Here is a 23,121-nt window from a genome sequence, read left to right as displayed (position 1 = left end):
TTATTTGCCCATCGCGTGAACTTCGACGTTGACTTCCGGAGCCAAATCAAGCTTAGTTAGCGAATCAACCGTATCTGACGTAGCCGCTACGATGTCTAGCATACGAGCGTGAATTTTCATCTCAAACTGCTCTCTGGAGTCTTTATTTACGTGCGGAGATCTTAAAACGGTGTAGCGCTTAATCTTCGTAGGCATCGGCACGGGACCTCTGACGTCCGCACCCGTTCTTTTTACGGCTTCAACGATAGCCGAAACTGTGCGATCTAAAACTCGATGGTCATAAGCCTTGAGTTTTAACCTAATTTTTTGCATCACTTTTCCTTAATAAAGAACTTGTCGCAACGCGCGACCCTTTGTTTCAAACAAAAGACGCACATTATATAAAAGTGCTCCGGCTTTGTCAAGAAAATAGTCAAATTTTATGGAAATATTTCCTTTTCATAAGGAAAAATATGTAAAATTTTGGAATTTCCAGGTTGGCGAAAATTTCCAATATAAAAATTTTGGACAAATTTAAAATGGATATAAAAATCTCATAATATTTTTCAGATTTATTTCCTTTTAATAAGGAAAATTTTAAAATACTTGATATGAATGATCTAAAATTTTTTTACGAAAACCCGCCGGAATTTATGGGCTTTATTCCGCGCAAAAGAGGTATCGGCTCGCCTAGAGCCATAATCTATGGAGTGTTAAATTCCGGCAAAAGCGCCGTGCTGAAAAATGAAATTTCAGAACTTAAAAAAGATGAAATTTTGTACCTAAATTTAGCCGATCTACGCCTTGAAGAGGCGGTAGCGAGTGATGCAATTTTTGCAGCTAGAAATAGCGCAGGCGATACAAAGATTAGCGAAGCAAATGAGTATGAAATAAGTAGAGGAGCTATATTAGACGCGGAAATTTCGGGTACGGGCGAATTTTACCGCACCGCTATAAAAAATACAGATACAAAAAACGCAAGCGCAGGCAGCTCAAACAACGCAAGAAATATGGAGTCCGATGGCGCAAAAAGCAGGAGCGAGAATTTCTTCCGCGAGATCAAGGAATTTTTGGCAACCAACGAGCAAATTTCATCGCTTTTTTTAGATAATTTTAGTAGCGCCGATTTTGAAATTTCATCGCTTCAAAGCTTTGCTGGGGAGCTAAATTTAAAGCGTTTCATCATCTCTACGCGCGATAAAGAGTTGATCCTGCCGGGCTTTGAGCGGCTTGAGCTTTTGCCGCTTTCGTTTGAAGAATTTATCGCCTTCGACAAGCGCCACAACGAGATAAACTCGATGATTTCGGCGTTTTTAACCCAAGGTGGCGGCGCAAAAAATCCCTTCATAGCGCCTGCCGAAATTTTAGAATTCGAGCAGAGGCTGCTTACGGCAAACTTTAGCCGAACGGAAATTTTAATCCTCAAAGAGTGCCTAAGCTTCGTCCACACCGCATTTAGCGCAAATAAAATTTACACCGCGCTAAAGCCGCGCATTAAGATCTCCAAAGATGCCGTATACGGCACTATCGCCAAACTTGAGCGGGAAAATTTCATCAGATTTTTAAGCAAAGCTGGCGAGCCCGCGCGCGCAAAAAAACTATATTTTTCGCATTTTAACATGCGCGAAATTTTAACAAGCAAAAAGGACTTCTCGAAAAAATTTGCCAACGTCCTTTTTTGCGAGCTTTTGGGGCTAAATACGCCGATTTTTTACACAAAAGAGCTGGATTTTTACCTACCTGCTCTAAAGATGGGGGTTCTCGTCATTCCTTTCAGCGACGCAGACATCATCTTTTTAAAATTCCGCAAAATCTTAAGCGCGCTCAAGAGACTCGGTATCACGAGCTTAAAAGTCGTTTCTATGGCAAACTCCGGTAGGCTCGAGATTGAGGGTATCCGCTGCGATGTAGTGCCGTTTCATGAATTCGCGCTTAGTTTCTGATTTATTGACATCTCATATCATAAAAATACAAATTTTATGATATAATTTTGGTAAACCCATATCAATTACATAAGGGAAAGCCGATGATCAAATTAAAAGATAAACTCATTTATGAAACGCTAAAACTGGTCGAATCGCAAGGCGAAGATGGGCTTTTATGTCGCAATAAGCAAAGCGATGCGGAGTTTATGAGGCCCGTGAACGAATTCGCAGCTGCGAGTGGGCGCAACTACACCTCGATCAAATCGACTCTTGACATAATTCATAAAAACTGGGGCTATCTGCAGCGCGAAAGCATTAAGGATACGGGGCTTGATGCAGGCAAGGCGTCGAAAATTTTCATCTACCACCTCTGCGATAAGGGGCGAAGCTTTATCGAAAAATACGAAAAAGCGCTCGTCCAAAACGCCGACAAATAGTTCAAAATTAAAAATTTTAAGCGCCAATTAGATAGAATTCTTTAATTTCACGTGGAGCGACAAAATTTCGTTTTTATGCGACTAGCCTTAAAAAGGAGATGAAAATGCTAGATTTTATAGTAAAAATGTTCGCATGGAAAGCTGAGTGGGAGGTAAAAAAGGAATATGACAAAGAATTTGGTGATCTATCCTCCATGCGCTCAATCTTGCGCTTTATAATACTTCTTATCATACTTAGCATTTTGATTAAATTTCAATTAAGCGTATGAAAGATACATTTTTAGATATTGCGCTCGTTTTATTCGGCATCGCTATGCTCGCCACGATGCGACAAAAATCTTTATTAAAATTTACAATCTTCGTCGTGATTTTAGCGCTCGCCAGAGAGTTAATCATCAGGCTTTATGCCTAGTTTCGACGAAACCGACGCGGATGGAATTTAAAATTTAAACGACAAAATGACGGCGCGGCGAAATTCGGCGGGCGCAAATTTTAAATTTCGCCGTAACTACACTATGCTTTTATCGTCATTAGTGAATTCTACCGCGCTTCAAGAATTGCCGCATCTACAAATCCAGCCTTTATCGTCAATGATAGATTTTATCCGCGCCGAGGATTTGCACTTGATGTCGCACTTTCTGCTATTAGTGGCGGATTTAGCTCGTGCAAATACGACAGAATTTCACTCGTGCGAACACGACGGAATTTTTGCGGCGGCAGCAAAAATTATAAACCGAATGAGCGGGCTAGAGCGTAAATTTATAATGCTAAATTCCACAAAAGTCCAAATTAATGCGATACAAATATGAAATTCAAGCAAAAATTTTAAATTTAGTAGCAAAATTCCGCATGCTAAAATCTTAAAATTTTATTTCATAAAATTCCGAAATTTGGAATTAAATTTTGCAGTGAAGCGCCAAATTTTACCTCAAAACTAAAATTATCACGCAAACCATGCCCTGTAAATTTTAAAATTTCATCATCATAAAATTTTAAAATTCCAATGCTGTATTGCAAATATATTATTTTATCAAACGTAGCGAAAAGCGAAATTTTGTATAAATCGCACTCAAAAATTTTACGGATTCTCGCGCAAACCGGCTCGAAATTCCGCCCTGCTTACTCCACGTATCCGATAAATTCGCCATCGAAAGTATGTCTAACGTCGCCGCGAAAGTAAATTTTACCTCCATCTCCTAAGCGCAAATTTAGCATTTCGCCGCTTGCAGGTATCACGCGGATGTCGGGAGCTAGCCCCATATTTTCGACGCCTGCGATGAAGCATGCTGCCATCCCCGTACCGCATGCGAGAGTTTCTGCCTCTACGCCACGCTCAAAGGTGCGCACCTTTAAAATTTTGCTTGCGAGGCGACTTTGAACTAACGCATAATTAACGTTAGCATTATACTTTTCGCGCAGGTCGCGGGCCAGCGCGGCGTCGAACTCATTTAAATCACTAACAAAAGTTACCAAATGCGGCACTCCTGTGTTATAAAAATACCACGTTAGCCCTGCCTCCTCAAAGCTCTCGCCAAGGCGCTTAGGATGAGTTAACATTACCTCGACATTAGCTACTAACGCGTGAGCGTTAGGGCGAAGATTGAAAATCTCGCCAAAGCTTACATTGCGTAGCTCACCGCGCATGCTCTCGCTCAAATTTCCGCCGAAAATACCGAAAATTTCGCCGCTAATTACGCCTGCGCCGCTTAGGAATTTCATGCTCTGCGCGGCCAAAAAATTCTCATACGCATACATGCATACCGCGCGCGAGCCGTTGCCGCACATATCGGCGCTACTGCCGTCGCTATTGTAAAATTCCCACTCGAAATTTATCCCCTCGATACCGTTAAATTTCGGTAGCACGACGATGAGCCCGTCGGCGCCTACTCCATCGCGCCTATCACATAGCTCGCGCGCTAGCTTGGATCTATCCGCCTTAACTGAATCCGTAAATATTACGAAATCATTTCCGCTCGCATTATATTTTGAAATTTTCATTATCTACCTCGCAAATTTTTAAAATTACTAACGCTCACTAACGCTTTATTAAAATTTTACTTATATCTAAATTTAAACGTATCGCTTATTCCTAGGCTTTACTAAGACTCAATTTACTAACGTATCTTCTTTCGTGAGCCCATTTTGTTATGCGTTTTTCATAATGGATGTTAGGGCCTACCTCATAGTCTCTAAATGCTCACAAGCATCAAATTTTCCGAGCTTGCAAGCCTTTTCATAAAGCTCGCGCGCCCTCTTTTTATCTTTCGCTACGCCCCAGCCCTTTTCGTATTGATACGCTAAATTTGAGCAGGCTAGCGGCTCGTCGCTTTTCTCGCACGCCTCGCTAAAATACCTCGCAGCAAGCGCATGATCCTTTTGCCCGCCGTCGCCTTTAAAATACGTAACGCCTAAATTTACGCACGAATCCACATGTCCTTGCTCGCAAGCCCTCGTAAAAAATGTCCTAGCCCTGTCCGCGTCCTTTTTCACGCCTTCGCCGAGAACATAGCTAAGCCCTAGGTTATGGCACGCCTCTACCTGCCCCATCTTGCAAGCCTTGATCAAAAGCTCGATCGCCTTTTTCACGTCGGGATAGACGCCGAGCCCCTTTTTATAGTTGTATGCGAGGCTAGCGCACCCCTCGCTGCTGTTTTTCTTGCAAGCATCGCTAAAAAGCTCATTCGCCCTCTTGCGATCCTGCGCCACCCCCTGCCCGTCGTTGTAGAGCAGCCCTAAATAGACGCAGCCCTTCTGCTCGCCGAGCTTGCACGCCCTGTCGTAATAGCGCGCGGCCTGCCTGAAGCTTCTATTTGAGTCGTATGCATAGCCTAAATTTGCACAATCCAGTGCATTTTCCTCGCCGCCCGCGTCGCAGTTGCGCCGCAGCTCATTTATCACGCGGTTTAGTTTTTTACAATCCATCTCGCTCCCCGCGGCGCAGCCCTTTCTTAGATCGTCGATCTCCGCCGCAGCGCCCGTCGCAAACAGCGCGGATAGCAAAACCGCTCGCGCCGTAAATTTCAACCGCTCTTTAAACGGCGTGCTTTTAAAATTTTGAAATTTAGCGCCCTTTTGGACGCGGCTACCGATCCCCATCATCTCTCCTTTATTTTTAGTCTCATCTTAATTCGCGTAGAAATTTTACGAGCTCTCGCGCAAAGGGCTAAATTTTATCTTTTAACTCTTTTAAAAATCTCTCCACTGCGGCCTTAAGCGCGGCAAGATCGCCTCTATTATCTATCACAAAATCCGCCATGGCGCGCTTTTGCTCTATATCCATCTGCAGCTCCACGCGGTGCTTTGCGGCGGCATGATCCAGCCCGTTTCGCCTCATCACGCGCGCGATTAGCGTATCTTTAGGCGCATAAACGACCGCTACTTTATCAAAAAACTCATACCTCTTGCCCTCAAAAAACAGCGGAATATCTACAAAAAAAAGCTTTCCTTTTGTCTCCAAAGCCTGCGCCTGCGATAAAATTTCAGCCGTTATCTTTGGATGCAGTAGCGCTTCGAGCTTTGCAAGCTCCGCGGGATCTTTAAACACTAGCTCGCCTAGTTTTTTGCGATCCACTGAAGCGCAGGGGGTGGATAAAATTTCCTCTCCAGGATTGACGTCAAATTCCGCATGTGAACTCAAATTTTCAGCCTGCGCGTCTTTTTGCACGACATATTGCACGCCGAAAATTTCAGCTACCTGTGCAGCACAGTGATCAAGGACGCAGTGCGAAATCTTATCGGCATCGATGATCTCAAATCTGCGATCACGAAGCAGCTCGCAAACCGCGCTCTTACCGCTACCGATGCTGCCTGTAATGACGACGGCGTGTTTAAATTTCAAGGTGAGCCTTTATAGCGTTTTTATTCGATTTTAGCTAAAATCTGCGAAATTATACCATCTTGGAGGATAAAATTTGATAAGCTACAAAGACGCGGGCGTCGATATAGACGCGGGAAATGACTTCGTAAACGCGATAAAACCGTTCGTTAAAGCGACGCAAACTCCGCACGTTTTGGGCGGTATCGGCTCATTTTCGGGTGCGGTAAGTCTGCCCGCAGGCTACAAAAAGCCAGCTATCCTAGGCGCTACCGACGGCGTGGGCACAAAGCTGCGACTTGCGATCGACGCGCGCAAATTTGACGGCGTGGGACAGGATCTCGTCGCGATGTGCGTGAATGATCTCATCTGCAACTTCGCCGAGCCGCTATTTTTCCTCGACTACTACGCGACGGCGAAACTCGAGATCGCGGATGCCAAAGAGGTCGTAAAAAGCATCGCCGAGGGCTGCAAACTCGCGCGCTGCGCGCTTATCGGCGGTGAGACGGCGGAGATGCCCTCGATGTATGAAAAGGGCGACTTCGACCTCGCGGGCTTTGCTGTGGGTATCGCCGAGGAGGACGAGACCGACCGCTCCAAATTTGTCCGCGAGGGCGACGTACTCATCGCGATTCCTAGCAGCGGACTGCACTCAAACGGCTTCTCGCTCGCGCGCAAAGTGATCGCCGAGCTAGGGCTGAAATTTGACGAGAAAATCGGCGGTCGCGCGCTCATCGACGTACTTTTGGAGCCTACAAGAATTTACGTCGGCGACTTTTTAAATTTAAAAGACAAGATCCACGCGCTTGCGCACATCACGGGCGGAGGCATCGTGGAAAATCTGCCGCGCGTATTCCCCGAGGGGCTGGGTGCGAAGATCAAGCACGCCGCGATCCGCACGCCAGAGATATTTAAAATCATCGCGCAAAAGGTGGAGCCCGCAGAGATGATGAGAACGTTTAATATGGGCGTTGGTATGATCATAGTGGCTCCAAAAGAAAATGCGGACTTCGTACTGGCAAATACCGACGGTTACGTTATCGGCGAGGTCGTAAAAGGTGGGGGCGTGCAGCTCGTGTAAATTTGAAGCGGTAAAATTTGCCCCTTTTTGCCAAAGCAGAATTTATGTTTAGACTAAATTTTAAAGCAGGTATTGCTACCGCTTCCAAAAACAGCGCCGAGAATTATTATATGATAGGCCTTGCGGACGACAAGTAAGACTATAAGAACTATCTGCTTTTCCAAAGACCAATCAGACTCGGGCGATATGAGGACGCAGACGCACCGCATAACGGCTTATACGCCAAGTTGTAGGCGACGTATGCTATAACGGCTGCAAAGCAGTAAAAATCACTTAGCGAGCTTATCGTTTTTGAAGTCCAAGACAGCGTCATCGCCGTGGATATCTGCGGCGTCAAAATTCCCAAGCGCTTCATTCAGTATTGTAAAGAAATTTTCGGCGATCTGCTTAGCATCGAGGGGTAAATTTAAATGCGCAGCGGCACGCAAAAGCAAATTTCGCAATCGCAAATATAAAGCCGAGATTAAAATTTAACGAGCGAATTTTAGATAGCGTGGGATAAGAGCATTTAAACAAAGCCATTAAACGCGATAAAACTTCTCGCCGGAGTAAAATTTATTGCGAGATTTGCGCATCAAATTCGGCGCAAGTATTATGTGGCAAAATTTACCCTTCCAAACATAGCTAAATTTCACGCTCGATCCGCAGTCGTCTGCGCTTTAAATTTAGACGCGCCACTATCGCCTCTGCCCTCTTACAGCGAGCCCCGCGGACTTAAGAGATGCAAAACGATCATCTCGCTATCCGCGCAGCCGCTTGTTTTTTTAGAAAGGGAATCTCTAGCGCGCCCACACTGCCGCCTGCTTTTTCGGAAAATGGTGATCGCTCGCCCCTTCGGTTTAAATTTTATCTATGAGCTCGCGCCCTATTTTGCAAAATCTAAAATTTTAGCGATATTTTCGCGGCTGTAGAGCTCCGCCATATTCCACGCTTTAGCGTTTGTCGCGGCTACGTCTATGACCTCATCTAGCACCTTGCCTTCGATGCCTAGCTGCGCGAGGCTAGTAGGCGTGCCGATCTTATCAAACCATGCTTTAAGTGCCAGGGTGCCTTCATTCGCGCTTTTAAGGTTAAAAATTTCACGAGCAAAACGCTCAAACGCGCTTAAATTCCTATCCTTATACCACCTCATCCACGCAGGCATTACCACGCTAAGACCGGCTCCGTGCGCGCAGTCCACGACCGCGCTCATCGCATGCTCGATCATATGATTCGGATAGCCGAAGCCGCCCACGCCCACGTAAGTTAGTCCGTTTAGCGCCATCGTCGCAGCCCACGCAAACTCGGCGCGCGCGTCGTAATCGTTCGGATCTGCAAGCAAAGCTTCGGTCGTACGGATGACGGTTTTGATATTGGCTTCGATATAGGCTCGTACGATGTCCGGATGGACGCTAGCGGTAAAATATCCCTCGATGCTGTGCGCGATGATGTCGCTCGCGCTATATACGAGATACTCGCGGCTGACGGTTACTTGCAGCTGCGGATTTATGACCGAGACCTTCGGGTATAGACACGGCGCGCTGATCGCGTATTTTTGTTTGGTCTGCTCCTTGGTCACTACGCCGCCGCAGTTCATCTCCGAGCCCGTTGCGGCAAGGGTGATGATGTCAAAAATTTTAAACGCAACGCTCGGACTTTTACCGGTGAAAAAATCCCACACGTCGCCCTCGTAGCAGGCGCCCGCGGCTACGGCTTTTGCGGAGTCCAGTACGCTTCCGCCACCTACAGCAAGCACGCTATCTGCGCCAAATTCTTTGGCGAGCTTGATCGCTTCGTTTACCTTGCTTAGCACAGGATTTGATTTTATGCCGCCAAGCTGCGCAAATTCTATACCGTTTGCCTTTAAGCTGCTCTCCACGACGTCCATCAGACCGCTCTTTCGCACGCGCTCGCTGCCGTACAACACGAGAGCCTTTCTCGCACCCACTTCCTTCATGTACTGCCCGATATGTTTTTCTTTATCCTTGCCGAATTCTATCCTCACGGGGTTACAAAAACTAAAATTTGTCATCTTCTCTCCTTTAAATAAAGTTGGCTAAATTATAGCCTTTTTTAAAATTTTGCGGTAACATGATAGTCCAAATTCCTTGTCTAATCGTGCAAATGTAAGTGTAATCTGCATAAATTTGAAGGAGCGGGCATGGACGAAGTAGATAAAATTTTAAAAGACGCCGCAAAGATCGCGGACGAGCTATATCCCGCCTACTGGCAGTTCAGACGCCTATAGAGGCGCTTAGCTTCTACCGTCAAAACCCCCAGACTTAATCGCGACGATCTATAAGCATAGCGTGTGCTTGTGCCTGCGTGGCGGTAAAATAGTGGAATTTAGGGCAAATGGATTATAAGTATTATGAAATTTTAGATTAGAATTTAAGTAAATAATAGGTCGGGCGGGCGCCCGACCAGTATCAGAAAGGAGGAGTTAAAATATATAAACTGCGCCGAGTACGATAAACGCTCTTAGGCAAAAGCCGCCCACAAGTACGCCGTATTCGTTATAAACACAGCTTTTTATTTCCTCGCCGCCGTACGCGCAGACGCTACCGTCCGCATTTACGCTGCAACTGCGAAGCATAAATTTACTTCCGCCAAGCAGCGGCATAATAAGCCCCAAAACAACAAAGCCTATCCAAAACATCGGCGCAAGCGAGCCGCTGACTATCTTGGTTACGCTCGCCATACCCGCAGCCTCGCTTCTCACGCTCGCAAACAGCGCTAGCACCGCAACAATCTCAAGCGCGACTAACACGACGTGAAATTTATGCGCGCAGTGGCTTAGCCCGTGCCCGGCATTTAATGTAGCGGCGGCGTTTGCGCTAAGCCCCGTGGAGATCGCGGAGATCGTAAATAAAATCGGCAGCCACACGCTAGCCCAAAGCGGGATCGCCTTTACGACGTAAAGCAGTAGCCCCGTATATCCCATCACTCCAAGCGCCAAAATAGCTCCGAGCGTGAGCATCATATCGCAAATTTTACCGCTCTTTTTGATCTGCAAAAGCACCAAAATGCTAACTACGATGAAAAACGTAAGCAGATAAGTACCTATGCTCATCATTGAAACCGGGCGCGTGTAGAGCTGTAAAATTTTAAGAGGATTTATCGCAGCACTCGGCGCCAAGTCAAATAGCAAAAGCGCAGTTCCTATTATCACCGCAACGGGTGCTAGCAGGAAGCCGAACTTATAAAACCTCTCGTTTAATGAGCCCAAAAAGCCTTTGTAAGCCAAAGCCGAGCACAAAAACGCCCCGGCGCCTAAACCGCCCAAAAATAGATAGATGACTATGAGCCATCCCCAAGTCGTCTGTACCATCGTCATTCCTTTAAATTTTTAAAAATTTCAGGATCTTTTAGTGCCCTTTTCAGCGCATCCATCTCACTATTTAGATAGAGATTTAAAAAGCTCCCGAAGTTCTTCCAAACGTCTAAATTTGCGTGCTCATCGCAACGAGCGGCAAATTTGCAAAACCACTGCGACGGATGAGCGGCGATAAATTCCGCCTTTTTACGCAAAAATTCGTTAAATTTAGCTTCATCCTCCGCCTTTAGCGCGCTAAAACTTAGAAAATAAAGATATTGCAACTCGTACCCGATGAAATCGTCGGGAAATTTATCAAGCTGCGCATCCTCGAGCTTTAGCCCTGAGCTTTCATAAAAGCTTCGCACCTGCATCGTCTTTGCCCCAAACATCGTTTGATAGTCGAAATACACCGACTCGTAAGGCTCGGCTTTAGGGCGCTTAGGACCTACGAAGAGCCTATTGAATTCGTAGCGAATTTCATCGATTAAGCTTGGCTCGCTTTTGCATTCGGCAAATTCGAGAATAAATTTATGCTCTTTAAGCTTGGGCGTAAAATCCTGCGTCAAATTTAAAAGCTCGTCCAAATTTTCACTGGTAAGAGGCACCAAAAATACCTGCCTCAAAAAGTCCTCGACGCAAAGACTCTGCTTTAAATTACGCATCTTTTTATCCTTAGTGGATAAACTCGTTGCGCTTCATGCGAGGATAGAAGCGAATGTTCGGCTTCGTAAAAAAGCGTTTAAAGCCTGGCATCTCCTTCTCCATCCCTGCGCTATCGCTCACGTCGCTATCGACTAGTTTTAGCACATCGCAAGGACAGCCCGCTACGCACGCAGGCTCCTCGCCGCGCTCGAGCTTCTCAGCGCAGAGGTTGCACTTTTGCGCTTTGCCGTCTTTGCCTTTGGTTATCGATCCGTAAGGACAGGCTACGATGCAGTATCCGCAACCGATGCATTTATCGTGCAGCGGCTGAACGACGCCGTTTTCGAGCTTAATGTAAGCTCCTACGGGACAAACGTCCATACATGCAGGCTCTTCGCAATGGTGGCACGAATGCGAGATGAAAATTTCTTTTTCAATCTCATCTTCATGGATGAGCATCATATCGACGTGGCGCCAGTTGATGTCGGGGTCTTGGTTATGATAGACCTGACATGAAATTTCACACGCCTTACAACCTATGCAAAAGTTGTAATCAAATAAAAATCCTTGTTTTCGTTTCATTTTATGCCTCCTGTTTTGCAGCTTTTTTTACTTCACAAAAGCTTGCGGTATAGGTCGATCCGTTGCCCAAATCGCTCACTCCGTCCGAGCAAAGGATATTTGCTCCCGTGCGAGATTTAGTGACTTTGACCCAGATATTATTCCATGCATAGACGATGCCAGGCTGCATCTGATTGGTCTCGACCGCCGTAAATATCGCCGTGCCCTTTTCATTCGTAGCTTCGACCGTATCGCCCTCTTTGATACCGCGCGCCAGCATATCCTCGCGCGTCATAAATAGCTCGGCGTTGCCCTTTACGATGACGCGTTTTAGGATGTAAGGCATATTGCCCCAGTTTGAGTTATCCTGAAGCTGCGTACCCGGCGTCATGAAATAAAGCGGATACTTTTTCAAGTAATTTTTGCCGAAATTTTTATGCCTTTCGTAGTAATCCCAATCGTCGTCAAGATCGATCACCGGGTGATAGCCTGCGTCCTTGAAAGCTTCGGAGTAGAGCTCGCACTTGCCGCTTTTAGTGCCGAATACTAGCTTGTCCTTCGGCGCATAAGGGTAGTAAGGGAACTGATCTTTCATCGTCTCAGGCGTTCTAAACGGCTTAATCCAGCCTACGCTCTTTAGCTTTTCGTAGGTGATATTTTGCTTTTTGGCAAATTCCGTATCCAAAAACCGCCTGCAAACCGTCTCGCTATCCCAGTCGAAGCACTCCTCGGTATATCCCATCGCCTTGGCTAGAGCGTTAAAAAATTCCAAATTCGTCTTGGCTTCGCCCAGTGGCTTGACGCTTTGGGCGTTGTAGCAGACGTAGCCCGAAATTTGATCGTTTTGAATGTCCTCACTCTCCATAAAAGTAACGCCCGGCAATACGTAGTCAGCGTAATCGCAGGTGTCGGTATCATAAGGATCTATGACTACTAGGAAAAAGTCGTCATCTATCACGCGTTTTTTGATTAAATTCGTATTCGGCGCCGTTACCATCAAATTTGAGTTATAGTTGATACAGGCTCGAATTACCGTATTTATCGGCTTACCTAGATAGGTCGGATTTTCCTTTTGGATACCTTTACCAAATTCTATATAGCTTATTTGCTGGCGCTCTATCTTTTTGCCTTCCGCGTCTTTCGGCGAAAGATCAGGCATGCAGTTATCGAAGTTAAAGCAGCCCTTTACGTGCACATAAGCCCAGAATAATCCGCCGCCAAGTTTTGTAAGACAGCCCGTAAGTACCGGCAAGAAAGTAACCGCGCGCACCAGCCTTGCGCCGTTAAAGTGCCTTTGTCCGCCGTCGCCGTGCATAATGGCAGGCGCTTTGGCATGGGCGTATTCTCGCGCGAAAACCTTGATCTGATCGACGCTTGCGCCGCACATATCGCTTAGCTCGCCGTAGGTATAGAGCGAGCACTCATGAACGAGCTCGTCAAAGCCCATCGTATATTTTTCTACGAACTCGTGATTATATAGATCTTCTTCGATCAGCACCTTACACACCGCTAGACAAAATGCTGGATCGCTTGAAGGCTTTAGCTGGATAAACATATCGGCTTGGTTTGCGAGCGGAATTCTGATCGTATTTATGACGATGATCTTGCCGCCTCGCTTTTTGACGCGATGGGCAAATCTAATCCAGTGCACCGCCGTATAGGCTTCGTTTGAGCCCCAGCTGATATACATATCGCTCTCATCTACTTCCAGCGCGTCTTTTGAAAAGTCCGTGCCGATGACGCTCGGCGTGCCCGCATAGCGCGGCCAGTCGCATGGATTGCGCACAAGCCTCGTAGCGCCGTATTTTTCAAAGAAATTTCCCGGCGCGATCGTCTTTGAGATATGCCCTTCGTTGCCCGAATAGACAAATTCCGTCAGCGCCTCGCCGCCGTATTTTGCCTTGATTTCGGTTAGCTTTGCAGCTATCTCTTTTAGCGCTTGATCCCAGCTGATGCGCTCCCATTTGCCCTCGCATTTTTTACCGACGCGCTTCATCGGATACATTATGCGATCGGCGTTGTATAGATGCATCGCGTAGGTATGCCCCTTGACGCAGACCGTACCTTGCGTTAGAGGGTGCTTCGGATCGCCCTTGATGCTAACCATCTTGCCGTCTTTGATCTCTGCGATCATCGAACAGGCATCGCGGCAGTTTCTAGGACAGGTGAGATAGTGATACTCTACGCCCTGCTCGTTTTTATAGGATTTCGGTTTAAAATCCACCTCAAACTGCTCCATACCAAATAGGCTTGGAGAGGCTCCCGCCGTAGCCAGAGCCGCTCCCGCGCCTTTTAAGAAAGAACGTCTTTGCATCTCTTCTCCTTAAATGTGGGCTTTATTTCATATCATATATGAAAACTTTATTTTCTTTACCTTCGCGCGAAAAAACATAAAATTTGCCGTCCTTCACAGCAAGCGCCCTTGCGTTTGCCGCTCCGCTAAAGCTATATGCATCCTCAATCTTATGAGTTTGCAAATTTAGCTTTAAAATGGTTGAGAAATTTTTACTCAAAAGATAAACGGCGTCGGGCTGAGCGTCGATGCCCGTGACGTAGTATTCACCTAGGCTTCTGTTATCTTTTAGCTTTAAATTTGAGCCGATTTGCGGAATAAACTCCTCCAAAATCATCTTATCGTCGCCGTCAAACACCGCTACGCTCCAATAATCCCTCACGTCGTTAGGCACGGACGCAACGATAAATTTATTCGCAGCCGCGTCGTAATCCCAGCCGAGGGTATATTGCTGCTTCGCCCGAAGCGTCGAGAAGCGCCCTTTGTTGCCAAGATCGTTTAGCTTCCATTTGTCCCAGCCCTCGGTCAAGTGCCTCCACTGGCTGTTTTGCTCTTCTGCGCCCAGCCCGTCCGCAGGTTCATAAAATACAAAGGTTTTATTAAAGCTTATCATGCCAAGCTCGTTTTTATACCACGTCGCGCCCACGGTCGCCTCCATCTCCATTATAAAGTGGCGATCGTGCTTACCGTATCTAAGCGGCTTTAAATTTTCATCCGCAACGTAAAATTCGTTATTTTTCGAAACTAGCGCAAACTGCTTTTTATCTGCGTCGTAGTCCGCTCCCGTAATGGGCGCATCGTTTTGTAAGCTTAAGCTCACTTCTGCACTCGGCGTACCGAGCTCTTTCACGCCCTCAAGCGCGCCCGCTTTGCTATCAAGATTAAACTCAAACCCAAACGCCAGAGCCGCTAGCGCCGTAAAAATCATCAGCTTTTTCATCTTTTTGCTCCTTAGTTTGGCAGATCCGGTAGCTCCGGATTCCAATCGAATCTAAAATCAAGCGCGCTTTGCCAGTGATCTTTCTCCCAGAACCATTTGGCGGGATCAAGACTTAGTCTAGCCGGCGTACTAGAGCCCAGATACGGCGGCGGGCCCGAGACGATGAAAGCCTGCGCGCAGTTTGCGGCGATGATGACGATGAAGATTAAATTTGCAATCTTGCCCAGAGGCAGATAGCGCAAAAACTCGCCGTATTCGCCGCTCGCGCTCTTTTTCATTATCTCGCCCAAATTTTTGCTACATAAAAATATGACCGCTAAAAATGCGATCACGCAAAAATCTACGACGATGACCCAGAGCTGCGTGTGTGCACCTAAAATTTCAAGTCCGAAGCCCTGTTTTATGTCGAGGTAGCCGCCGAACGTACCGTCAAGGCTATAATGGATAAAGCCGTTGAACATCCCCCAACAAGCCATCAGTAAAAGCGCTGCGACGTAGCTGGGTCTTAGGCCGTACCTAAGGATAAAAAGCGCGATAAGGCTGATAGCGATCATCGTGATCCTCTCCGCCCAGCACATCACGCACGGACTATCTCCCATACCAAAGCCCAGTACCAAACAGGCTATACCGACCGGAAGCGCCACGAGGGCGATGATGGCTAGCGACATTAGGTTAAAAAATCCTCGCTCGACGGCGGGAATTTGATTTTGTTCTAAATTTTGCATATCGTCCTCCTAAAAGTTGCCTATCGGCACGACGACCCATAAATTTACGTAAAGCTCCAGCGCGATCAATATTACGCAACCGACTGCCGCACAGCCCGTAGCTAAATTTTTCCTCTGCGGCTTAAAATATAATATAAGCCCGCTGATCAAAAATAGCGTCAAAATAAGAAATTCCATTTCAAACCGTCCTTTCCTAATAAAATTTAATCCTAAGCATGCCTAATTCTTAAATAAATAATATAACTTTATTTATTAATTTTAGTTTAAAAAATAGATTTTTCTATTCATATTAAAATTTTTTATATAAAATTTTACTATAAAAATCTATTTTTATAAATTATTTTATTATATTTAAGCTGACGTTAAAAATATGATTGAAATTTTATAAATTATTTTACTCGCTGATATTTTTTATCCTTAAGATAAAATTTAAAACAACTTAAAACAAATATGGTGTAATATTTCAAAAGTATCTTGACCTAAGGCGAAATATGGAAAATATATTTTTAGAATCTTACGACGTATTTAAGGTATCGAAAAATGCGAGCAAGCTAAAAATTTACAACGACTTTTTAAGAGACAACAAAAGATACTCCGTAACGCGCTGTTATTATGTCATAGTCGTGGATAATACATTTTTGACCTACTCGCATTTGATGATTTATGAGGAGCTGCTTTATCTTCTGTATTCGCAGAACAAGCTAAAAAACGGCGATTTTTCGCTGACGCTCAAAAAATCGGAGCTCGCGAAAAAATTTAAGACTGACATCACCAAAAGCGCGACCGAGACGATAAAACGCTTTTATGAGATGCAGCAGGTCAAAATCACTATTTTCGTAAAAGACAAAGTCGAAAAACAGATGAATATCATAGAGCGCATCGACGCGCCGCAGAGCGAAAAATACGGCGATATCCCCGATGAGATAAATATCTCGCTAAATTCCGAGTTCGTGCGGCTCTACCGCTGCGCGTATCTGGATAAGATCGAGTATTTAAATAGCTTTGATATTGAGCAGGGCAGCTTCATCCGTTACTTTATGCAGCACGAGCTGGACGGCGGCGTCAAAAGCTCTGCGATCATCGATAAAATGGGTGTTACGACGTATCTGCCCTTCACTTATAAAAAGCGCTTCGAACAAGAGATCGCGAGGGTGAGATTTTACTACAAAAACGAAAAATTTTGCATAAAAGACGGCTTTGTCGTCATCGAAAACCATGAAAACAAAGCGATAGATAATCAAAACGCGTCGATTGAGCTTTTCCGCGCGATATACGAGCAGATAACGCAAAACTGCACCAAAGCCGTTACGCTAAATGAGCAAAATTTAGCGAAGTATTACGCGCGCTTCGGCAGGTTTGAGACGAGCCAGACGGTATTTAAAATTCTAAGCAATATGGAGCTCATGCTAAATCAATCGATGCAGAAAGAAAACGCGAAAATCGCCTGCTTTTCGCACTTTTTCGAAAGTATCGTCTGCAAAAACGGCAATGAATTTGAAATTTTGATCGAGCTGAATCAAAAGGGCTTTGAGTATATCGTCTCGCGCAGCGCGAATTTGGACTTTTGGAATGTCGAATCCGCAGACTATGGACTCACGCCGTATCCCGTAAATAGCTGTGCGACAAACGGCAAGCTAGGATAAATTTAAGGCGGTAAATTTTAAAATTTATCCGTAAAATACGGGAGTACACCCGCTGTATCAAGGACAAAGCGCGGGCAAATTTTAAAATTTACTCCTGCGTCCTTAGCTCGGCGATGAGCCCGTCAAGCTCGCCGCTATTTTGCGCGCTCAAAAGTCGCTCGTTTATGAGCCGCATTTGCGCCGAAAACTCGCTATCAAGCATATCCGCGACGAAATTTTCGCTCTCGCTCTCATCCATCACCGGATACATATCGCGCCAGATGTCGGTTATCCACCAGCCGCACTTCGAGACGCAGGTAAAGTCCTTCAAAACGCCCATCTTTAGCTTCATCATCACTTCGTCGGTTTGCTTGATCTCGCTTGCGACGAAGTCTTTGTGGATGCCGTCTAGGCAGGTGAAAATGCGGTGTCCTAGGCTTTGGACGCTGTTTTCGGAGCAGATCCTAAACTGAAAGACGCTATCTTTAAAATTTAGATCGGATAAGCAAATTGGATGTTTTTGAGTAAAATTCGGAAATGAATCGAAGCTCCTATCGTCAATGCTAAGCGCCCAGCTCGAGTTTGGATTTTTGCAGGCAAACTCGCCGAAACTAAGTCTGATAAATTCTTTATAGCTTAGCTCTTCGGCGGTGAAAAAGTCGTAGTTAGAACAGTTTGCAGCTTTAAAATCTTTAAATTTCATATCTTTCTCCCGTAAAATACCGTTTCAAATTTACTCAAAATGGTATTTTATCATTTTGCGGGATTTATTTTTATTAATCCGAATAAATTTAATCAAGAATTCGCAGCCCAAATTCCGACTAAAGCTTATTGCCATATTTTGGGCAGTGTTTGCGCATGCTAGATAGTAAAATTTAATGACATTTGAAATATCTTGAAGAAATTCCGCCGCTTGGAATTTCGCACCGCAAAATTCCAAGATTGGCATTCCAAAGTAAAATTCTGCGCATAGGATTTTGGTGCAGAACTTTGCTCGCGATAAAGCCTCACCAAATATGGCACAAAAGCTCCGTTGAAACCGAAATCTTGCGGATTTGCGGCGCCTAAATTTACGCGCCGCACACGAAGTTAAATTTTGCATTTCATGCTGCGAAATAAATCATAAAATTCTATTTCACCAACTCGTAATTATACTCTTTCGTGCCGTCGAGTAAATTCGTGACGTTGTAGCCTCGCTCGTTGAGGGCTTTGGCAAGCTTGGCGCTGCGGTTGCCGCTGTAGCAGTGCGTGATCATCTTTTTGTCTTTATTGGCCTCAAGCACGTCCTTGTAGTTTTCTAAAGGCTCGCCGTATGGGATATTTATCGCGCCTTTCATATGCCCCGCGTCGTAGTCCTGCTTCTGCCTAGCGTCGATGATCAGCACGTTTGGATCATTTGCTATTTTCAAAAACCCCTCCGCGTTTATGCTGCCGACCTTATACAACTTGTAGTCGTATTGCTTCACGCCGGGCGCATTCATAAGTACACTAAAGCCCTTTTGTTTAAGCAGATCAAGCGCCTTGCCGCTGCGGTTGCCCGTATTGCAATAAAGCACGACGTTTTTATCCTTGTAGGCGCTTATCTCGTCCAGCCTGCTTTCAAGCTCTCCAAGCGGGATGTTGATCGCGTGCTTCACGTGGCCCGCGGTGTACTCATCTGCACTTCTAACGTCAATGACTAGATAATTTTCTTTTGCTCTATTGTCCTCCTCTATCGCTGATAGTGCCGCGCCGCTTATGGCGTAGCCGTTAGGCTGTTGCATCTCGGCGCCGCAAGTCGCAAAAGATCCCAATGCCGCCAGCAAAACCGCGCTTTTTAAAATTTTGTGAGAAATAAATTTCATATGTTTCCTTTGAATTTTAGCTTTTAAAGCGGGAGATTATATCAAAATTTTAGCTAAATAGTGTGAATTTGTGCGGAATGTGATAGGTTATGCTGATACGGATTACCGATGTGAAAACGCGAAAGAGACTCGAATAAAAAACTTTTGCCAAAATATCTTAAAGGCTCGTAGGTAAAGATACTTTGCGTAAATTTATCTTTTAGAGACGGAGCAACAAATTCAAAAAAAACTCACATTTGCCCGAAAGTAAATTTTATACTTTTGCCAATTTTCATTATTTTTCAAGTATAAGTAAGATATAATCTCGAACTTTTTTGAGGCACCGTTGCACTCTTAAAGGTAATTTGAAGATGGTGTCAAGAGAGAGACTTGAACTCTCGACCTCCGGCTTATGAGACCAGCGCTCTAACCAGCTGAGCTACCTTGACACGCGAAAAGAAATGGCAAGTATAGCTAAATATTCTTATTTTTAATTGAAACACTTTAAAAGGAGAGAAAATGAATGCGGCTTTGATTTTATTAGTCGTCATAGTTTTGTTAGTTTTGGCGTTAGTAGGCGCTTATAACTCGTTCATCGCCAAGCGCAACCAGGTGCGAAACATCGCTTCCACCGTCGATACACAGCTTAAAAAGCGTTATGACCTCATCCCAAATTTAGTTAGCGCCACGCGAGAATATATGAGCCACGAAAACTCCGTGCTAACGCGCGTTAGCGAGCTTCGCTCACAAGCGATCAGCGCAAGCTCTAACGCCGATAAATTTAGACTAAATAGCGAAATTTCGGCTCTTTTAGGACAGATCCGCGTTGCGGTAGAGGCGTATCCAAACCTCAAGGCTAACGAATCGTTTGCCAAGCTACAAAACGCGTTAGGCGAGTGCGAGGAGCAGATCAGTGCCGCACGCCGCGCTTATAACGGCGCCGTTACGGTTTATAATAACGCTTGCGAAATGTTTCCCACTAACATCATCGCCAGCGTTTTCAACTTCGCTAAAGCGGAATTTTTCGCCGCCAACGAGCAAGAAAAGCAAGCCCCGAACGTCTCTGAGCTTTTCAAAAAATAGGCGCGAGACGTAGAAAATTTACGATGAAATTTTAAAATTTCATCGTAAATGACTCCAAACGCCCGTGAGTCTAAATTTATAGTAAATAAAACAGATCGCACATAAAGCATGCACTTTTAAAATAGGCTTGCTTAGTTCCCCACGTACTCGTCATCTCGTTTGAGATATTTTGCGACGCGCGGTACTTAGAATTTCAATAATAAAATTTTATGGAATTAATTTGATTTGTATTTTCTTACCGCGCAGGAGCTTTTTTTAACAAACGGCGCAACGCCAAATTTTAAAAGTCAAAATTTCGCAGTGCAAATTTTGACTAGTTTGCCGCCAGAGTTACTTACGGAAGCGGCAGCAAAAGCAACGCCGCGTTAGTCGTGAGTAATTTTGCAAATTTGCGCTTCGGTTGCGACTGCGAGGTCCTTCGGCGCAAGAGCGATCTGTTTTCCGCGCACGCCTGCGCTAACGTAAATTTTCTCCTGCGTTAGCGCTCGCTCGTCGATGAAGGTGCGGAAGTGCTTTTTCATCCCAAGCGGCGAGCAGCCGCCCCTGACGTAGCCCGTGACCTTTTGTAAATCCTTCAAATCCATCAGTTCGCAACGCTTCGCGCCGCAGATGTGCGCGAGCGCCTTTAGATCGAGATTTAGATCGCCTTGCAGGCAGGCTACGACATATTCGTGATCCGCCGTGCAAACTATCGTTTTATAGACCCGTTCGATCGGCTCGTTCACGCTGTTTGCCACGTGCACCGCGTCTAAATTTAAAGGATCAACCGTATATTCTTTGATCTCGTAAGGGATTTTCAGACCGTCCAGTACACGCGCGGCGTTTGTTTTTGAGCTCATTTCGCCTCTTTTCTTAAATTTAATAGCGGATTTTGTTTTCTTTCAAAAAATCGCGCAGATCTTCGTATTCGCTCTGATCGAAATAGCGCCATTTGCCGGGCTTTAGCATCCCGAGGGTCATTCTGCCGAATGCCGTGCGCTTAAGCTCCACGACGTCCAGATCGAAATAGCCAAAAAATCTACGCAGCTCGCGGTTTTGCCCCTCGTTAATGATCGTTTTTATCTTCGTATAGCCGCCGCTGCTAGGCATTATGCGGTAGCCTAAAAAGGGTTTAAATTCCATCGATTTGATCTTGCTTTTGGCGTGCGCGCCCTTGCTTGCGTCTGCGGCAAAAAAACCCTCGCGGATCGCCGTTACCACCTCATCCCCCACCTCGCCTTTTACCTTTAGATAGTACTCTCGCTCGATGTCGCTGTTCATCAGCGCCGTAGCGATCGCCGGCGCATCGGTTAGCAGCAAAAGCCCCTCGCTTGCAAAATCCAAACGCCCTACGCTAACAAATCTACTAAATCCCTCCGGTAGGCTATCGTAAATCGTCCGCCTGCCGCGATCGTCCTTTTTAGTAACTAACTCGCCTTTACGTTTGTTATAAACGATCATCGTAAATTCCGTCTTAGGCTTGATAAGGCGCGAGCCTATGCGGATCTTCTCCTCGCCGCTAACCTCTATAAAATCGCTAACGACGCGGCCGTTAATACTAACCTTGCCCTGCTTGATCAGTTCGTCCGCCTCACGGCGTGAGTAGCCGGTGTTGTGGGAGATAAATTTATTCAGACGCATCTTTTGCATTATTTTAGCCCCAAGCTCGTTAGGTCGTGAATGTGTAAGATCCCCGCGGGTACGCCATTTTCGACTACGGGCAGGACTTGAATTTTAAATTGCTCGATCAAATTTAACGCGTCTATTGCGAGCATATTTTTATCGTCCATCATTTTAGGATTTTTGGTGGCATATTTTAGCGCGCCGTCATTGATGTCAAAATCCTCTCGCATCAGCGCGCGGCGCAGATCACCGTCGCTTAAGATCGCCTCGAGCGCGCCTTTTTCGTTCACTAGCAAAACGGTGCCGAGCTTTCCGTGCGTCATAACATCGATAGCTTGTTTTAGGCTGGCGTTACGGCTTGCTACGGGCAAATTTTTACTTTGCATCACATCTTTTACTTTGACGAAAAGTCGCTTGCCCAAGCTGCCGCCAGGATGAAAATTTGCAAAATCCTCTTTGCCGAATCTGCGCTGTCTCATCAAACAGATCGCTAACGCGTCTCCTAACGCAAGTGTTAGCGTCGTAGAAACCGTAGGCGCGGCACCTAGCGGGCAGGCCTCTTTGACGATATTTAGGCTTATGAACTCATCGCAAACCTTGCCGAGCGAGCTGTTTTTATCGCGCGCCATCGCGATGATCTTCACGCCGAAGCGTTTGAGGTGAGGCAGAATTCTAACCAGCTCCTCGCTATCGCCGCTAAAGCTGATTGCAAGCACCATATCGTCCTTGCCGATCATGCCCAAATCGCCGTGCAGTGCCTCGGTAGGATGGACGAAAAACGACGGCGTGCCGGTACTGGCAAGCGTCGCAGCGATCTTAACGCCTATGTGACCGCTCTTGCCCACGCCTGTGACGATTACTTTACCTTTGCAAGCAAGGATCAAGTTTACGGCTCGCTCAATTTCGCCGCCGATAAGATCCGCATGCCGCAAAAGCTCCGCTCCTTCGAGCCTCAGCACCTCTCGTGCCGTATCTAAAATTTCACTCATTAAACCTTCTTTTTAAAATTTACTTTCATTTTGCGCCTCTTTGCGCCGTGCCTAAATTTGCGCTAGCCGAAATTTCGCACCTTAAAATTTGCGCCATAAAAAATTCTAACCTACAAAATCACGCGCCGCCCTACCTGCTCGCTGCGGGCTTGTTAGACGCTTTTTTAAATTTTACTTTATGTCGAAATTTTACTCTTCACTTTAAAATTTCACGCCGCAAAACCAGCGCACACTGCAAAATTTCACGCCCGAAAGCTCACTCGCGGCATAAAATTTCACTTGTCCGTCACGGATCAAAGCCTCATTG

23 protein-coding genes and 1 tRNA gene are annotated in these 23,121 nt (G+C 45.7%); 5 read left to right on the top strand and 19 right to left on the bottom strand.

Annotated features, from left to right (window positions below):
- Entirely contained in the window at window positions 1-312 is a 312-nt protein-coding gene (gene rpsJ, locus KH703_RS05355; RefSeq protein ID WP_304294769.1) for a 30S ribosomal protein S10, read from the bottom strand.
- Between the two features lie 278 nt (window positions 313-590).
- Here rpsJ and KH703_RS05350 point away from each other — a divergent pair, with 278 nt between their 5' ends.
- Window positions 591-1,922 carry a hypothetical protein gene (locus tag KH703_RS05350; protein WP_304294768.1) on the top strand — a complete coding sequence of 444 codons (1,332 nt, stop codon included), beginning with the start codon at window positions 591-593 and terminating at the stop codon, window positions 1,920-1,922.
- 83 nt (window positions 1,923-2,005) lie between these two features.
- Complete coding sequence (locus KH703_RS05345; RefSeq protein ID WP_304294767.1) at window positions 2,006-2,341, top strand: hypothetical protein; 336 nt, start codon at window positions 2,006-2,008, stop codon at window positions 2,339-2,341.
- Between the two features lie 1,119 nt (window positions 2,342-3,460).
- Here the strand turns inward: KH703_RS05345 and dapF are convergent.
- The 3 genes from dapF to coaE form a co-directional block, all read right to left on the bottom strand.
- Entirely contained in the window at window positions 3,461-4,339 is an 879-nt protein-coding gene (gene dapF, locus KH703_RS05340) for a diaminopimelate epimerase (RefSeq protein WP_297897678.1), read from the bottom strand.
- Window positions 4,340-4,516: 177 nt separating this feature from the next.
- A complete protein-coding gene (locus tag KH703_RS05335) occupies window positions 4,517-5,437 on the bottom strand; it encodes a tetratricopeptide repeat protein (protein WP_304294763.1) in 921 nt (306 codons plus the stop codon).
- Window positions 5,438-5,504: 67 nt separating this feature from the next.
- Window positions 5,505-6,179 (bottom strand): dephospho-CoA kinase, encoded by a 675-nt coding sequence (gene coaE, locus KH703_RS05330; RefSeq protein WP_304294761.1) that lies wholly within the window; start codon window positions 6,177-6,179, stop codon window positions 5,505-5,507.
- A gap of 73 nt (window positions 6,180-6,252) precedes the next feature.
- Between coaE and purM the strand changes: the two genes are divergently transcribed.
- Entirely contained in the window at window positions 6,253-7,236 is a 984-nt protein-coding gene (gene purM / locus KH703_RS05325) for a phosphoribosylformylglycinamidine cyclo-ligase (protein WP_304294758.1), read from the top strand.
- Window positions 7,237-7,505: 269 nt separating this feature from the next.
- Here the strand turns inward: purM and KH703_RS05320 are convergent, their stop codons facing one another.
- The 9 genes from KH703_RS05320 to KH703_RS05280 all read right to left on the bottom strand — a co-directional run bounded on the left by KH703_RS05320 (window position 7,506) and on the right by KH703_RS05280 (window position 15,872).
- Window positions 7,506-7,685 (bottom strand): hypothetical protein, encoded by a 180-nt coding sequence (locus KH703_RS05320; RefSeq protein WP_304294756.1) that lies wholly within the window; start codon window positions 7,683-7,685, stop codon window positions 7,506-7,508.
- 416 nt (window positions 7,686-8,101) lie between these two features.
- Window positions 8,102-9,247 (bottom strand): iron-containing alcohol dehydrogenase, encoded by a 1,146-nt coding sequence (locus KH703_RS05315; RefSeq protein ID WP_304294754.1) that lies wholly within the window; start codon window positions 9,245-9,247, stop codon window positions 8,102-8,104.
- 411 nt (window positions 9,248-9,658) lie between these two features.
- The gene (gene nrfD / locus KH703_RS05310) at window positions 9,659-10,546 is read right to left on the bottom strand and encodes an NrfD/PsrC family molybdoenzyme membrane anchor subunit (RefSeq protein WP_304294752.1); all 888 of its coding nucleotides are present in this window, start codon (window positions 10,544-10,546) and stop codon (window positions 9,659-9,661) included.
- A gap of 2 nt (window positions 10,547-10,548) precedes the next feature.
- Window positions 10,549-11,196 (bottom strand): molecular chaperone, encoded by a 648-nt coding sequence (locus tag KH703_RS05305; RefSeq protein ID WP_304294750.1) that lies wholly within the window; start codon window positions 11,194-11,196, stop codon window positions 10,549-10,551.
- 10 nt (window positions 11,197-11,206) lie between these two features.
- Window positions 11,207-11,758 (bottom strand): 4Fe-4S dicluster domain-containing protein, encoded by a 552-nt coding sequence (locus KH703_RS05300; RefSeq protein WP_297882056.1) that lies wholly within the window; start codon window positions 11,756-11,758, stop codon window positions 11,207-11,209.
- A gap of 1 nt (window position 11,759) precedes the next feature.
- Window positions 11,760-14,051 carry a molybdopterin-dependent oxidoreductase gene (locus tag KH703_RS05295; RefSeq protein WP_304294747.1) on the bottom strand — a complete coding sequence of 764 codons (2,292 nt, stop codon included), beginning with the start codon at window positions 14,049-14,051 and terminating at the stop codon, window positions 11,760-11,762.
- Between the two features lie 22 nt (window positions 14,052-14,073).
- A complete protein-coding gene (locus KH703_RS05290; RefSeq protein WP_304294745.1) occupies window positions 14,074-14,970 on the bottom strand; it encodes a hypothetical protein in 897 nt (298 codons plus the stop codon).
- An 11-nt stretch (window positions 14,971-14,981) separates the two neighbouring features.
- On the bottom strand, window positions 14,982-15,695 hold the full coding sequence (locus KH703_RS05285) for a disulfide bond formation protein B (RefSeq protein WP_304294743.1): 714 nt from the start codon (window positions 15,693-15,695) through the stop codon (window positions 14,982-14,984).
- A 9-nt stretch (window positions 15,696-15,704) separates the two neighbouring features.
- On the bottom strand, window positions 15,705-15,872 hold the full coding sequence (locus KH703_RS05280) for a hypothetical protein (RefSeq protein ID WP_304294741.1): 168 nt from the start codon (window positions 15,870-15,872) through the stop codon (window positions 15,705-15,707).
- Between the two features lie 314 nt (window positions 15,873-16,186).
- On the opposite strand from KH703_RS05280, the gene KH703_RS05275 reads away from it, so the two are divergent.
- Window positions 16,187-17,338, top strand: a complete 1,152-nt coding sequence (locus KH703_RS05275) for a hypothetical protein (protein ID WP_304294739.1) — start codon at window positions 16,187-16,189, stop codon at window positions 17,336-17,338.
- Window positions 17,339-17,426: 88 nt separating this feature from the next.
- Here KH703_RS05275 and KH703_RS05270 read toward each other — a convergent pair whose 3' ends face one another.
- The 3 genes from KH703_RS05270 to KH703_RS05260 all read right to left on the bottom strand — a co-directional run bounded on the left by KH703_RS05270 (window position 17,427) and on the right by KH703_RS05260 (window position 19,589).
- Entirely contained in the window at window positions 17,427-18,020 is a 594-nt protein-coding gene (locus KH703_RS05270; protein WP_304294737.1) for an effector protein, read from the bottom strand.
- 427 nt (window positions 18,021-18,447) lie between these two features.
- The gene (locus KH703_RS05265; protein ID WP_304294735.1) at window positions 18,448-19,161 is read right to left on the bottom strand and encodes a rhodanese-like domain-containing protein; all 714 of its coding nucleotides are present in this window, start codon (window positions 19,159-19,161) and stop codon (window positions 18,448-18,450) included.
- Between the two features lie 351 nt (window positions 19,162-19,512).
- Window positions 19,513-19,589: transfer RNA gene (locus KH703_RS05260), tRNA-Met, on the bottom strand.
- A gap of 70 nt (window positions 19,590-19,659) precedes the next feature.
- Here KH703_RS05260 and KH703_RS05255 point away from each other — a divergent pair.
- Complete coding sequence (locus tag KH703_RS05255; RefSeq protein ID WP_304294733.1) at window positions 19,660-20,223, top strand: LemA family protein; 564 nt, start codon at window positions 19,660-19,662, stop codon at window positions 20,221-20,223.
- Between the two features lie 365 nt (window positions 20,224-20,588).
- On the opposite strand, the gene ybaK is transcribed toward KH703_RS05255, so the two are convergent.
- The 3 genes from ybaK to KH703_RS05240 are packed head-to-tail and all read right to left on the bottom strand — an operon-like array spanning window position 20,589 to window position 22,814.
- A complete protein-coding gene (gene ybaK / locus KH703_RS05250) occupies window positions 20,589-21,062 on the bottom strand; it encodes a Cys-tRNA(Pro) deacylase (RefSeq protein WP_304294732.1) in 474 nt (157 codons plus the stop codon).
- A 19-nt stretch (window positions 21,063-21,081) separates the two neighbouring features.
- On the bottom strand, window positions 21,082-21,843 hold the full coding sequence (locus KH703_RS05245; protein WP_304294874.1) for a pseudouridine synthase: 762 nt from the start codon (window positions 21,841-21,843) through the stop codon (window positions 21,082-21,084).
- A gap of 8 nt (window positions 21,844-21,851) precedes the next feature.
- A complete protein-coding gene (locus KH703_RS05240) occupies window positions 21,852-22,814 on the bottom strand; it encodes an SIS domain-containing protein (protein ID WP_304294731.1) in 963 nt (320 codons plus the stop codon).
- Window positions 22,815-23,121 lie beyond the last annotated feature (307 nt).

The organism is Campylobacter gracilis (genome assembly GCF_018374135.1).
GTDB classification, from domain to species: domain Bacteria; phylum Campylobacterota; class Campylobacteria; order Campylobacterales; family Campylobacteraceae; genus Campylobacter_B; species Campylobacter_B gracilis_A.
The sequence above is the reverse complement of the archived record's forward strand: the minus strand, read 5'-3'. Positions and strand labels throughout refer to the sequence as shown.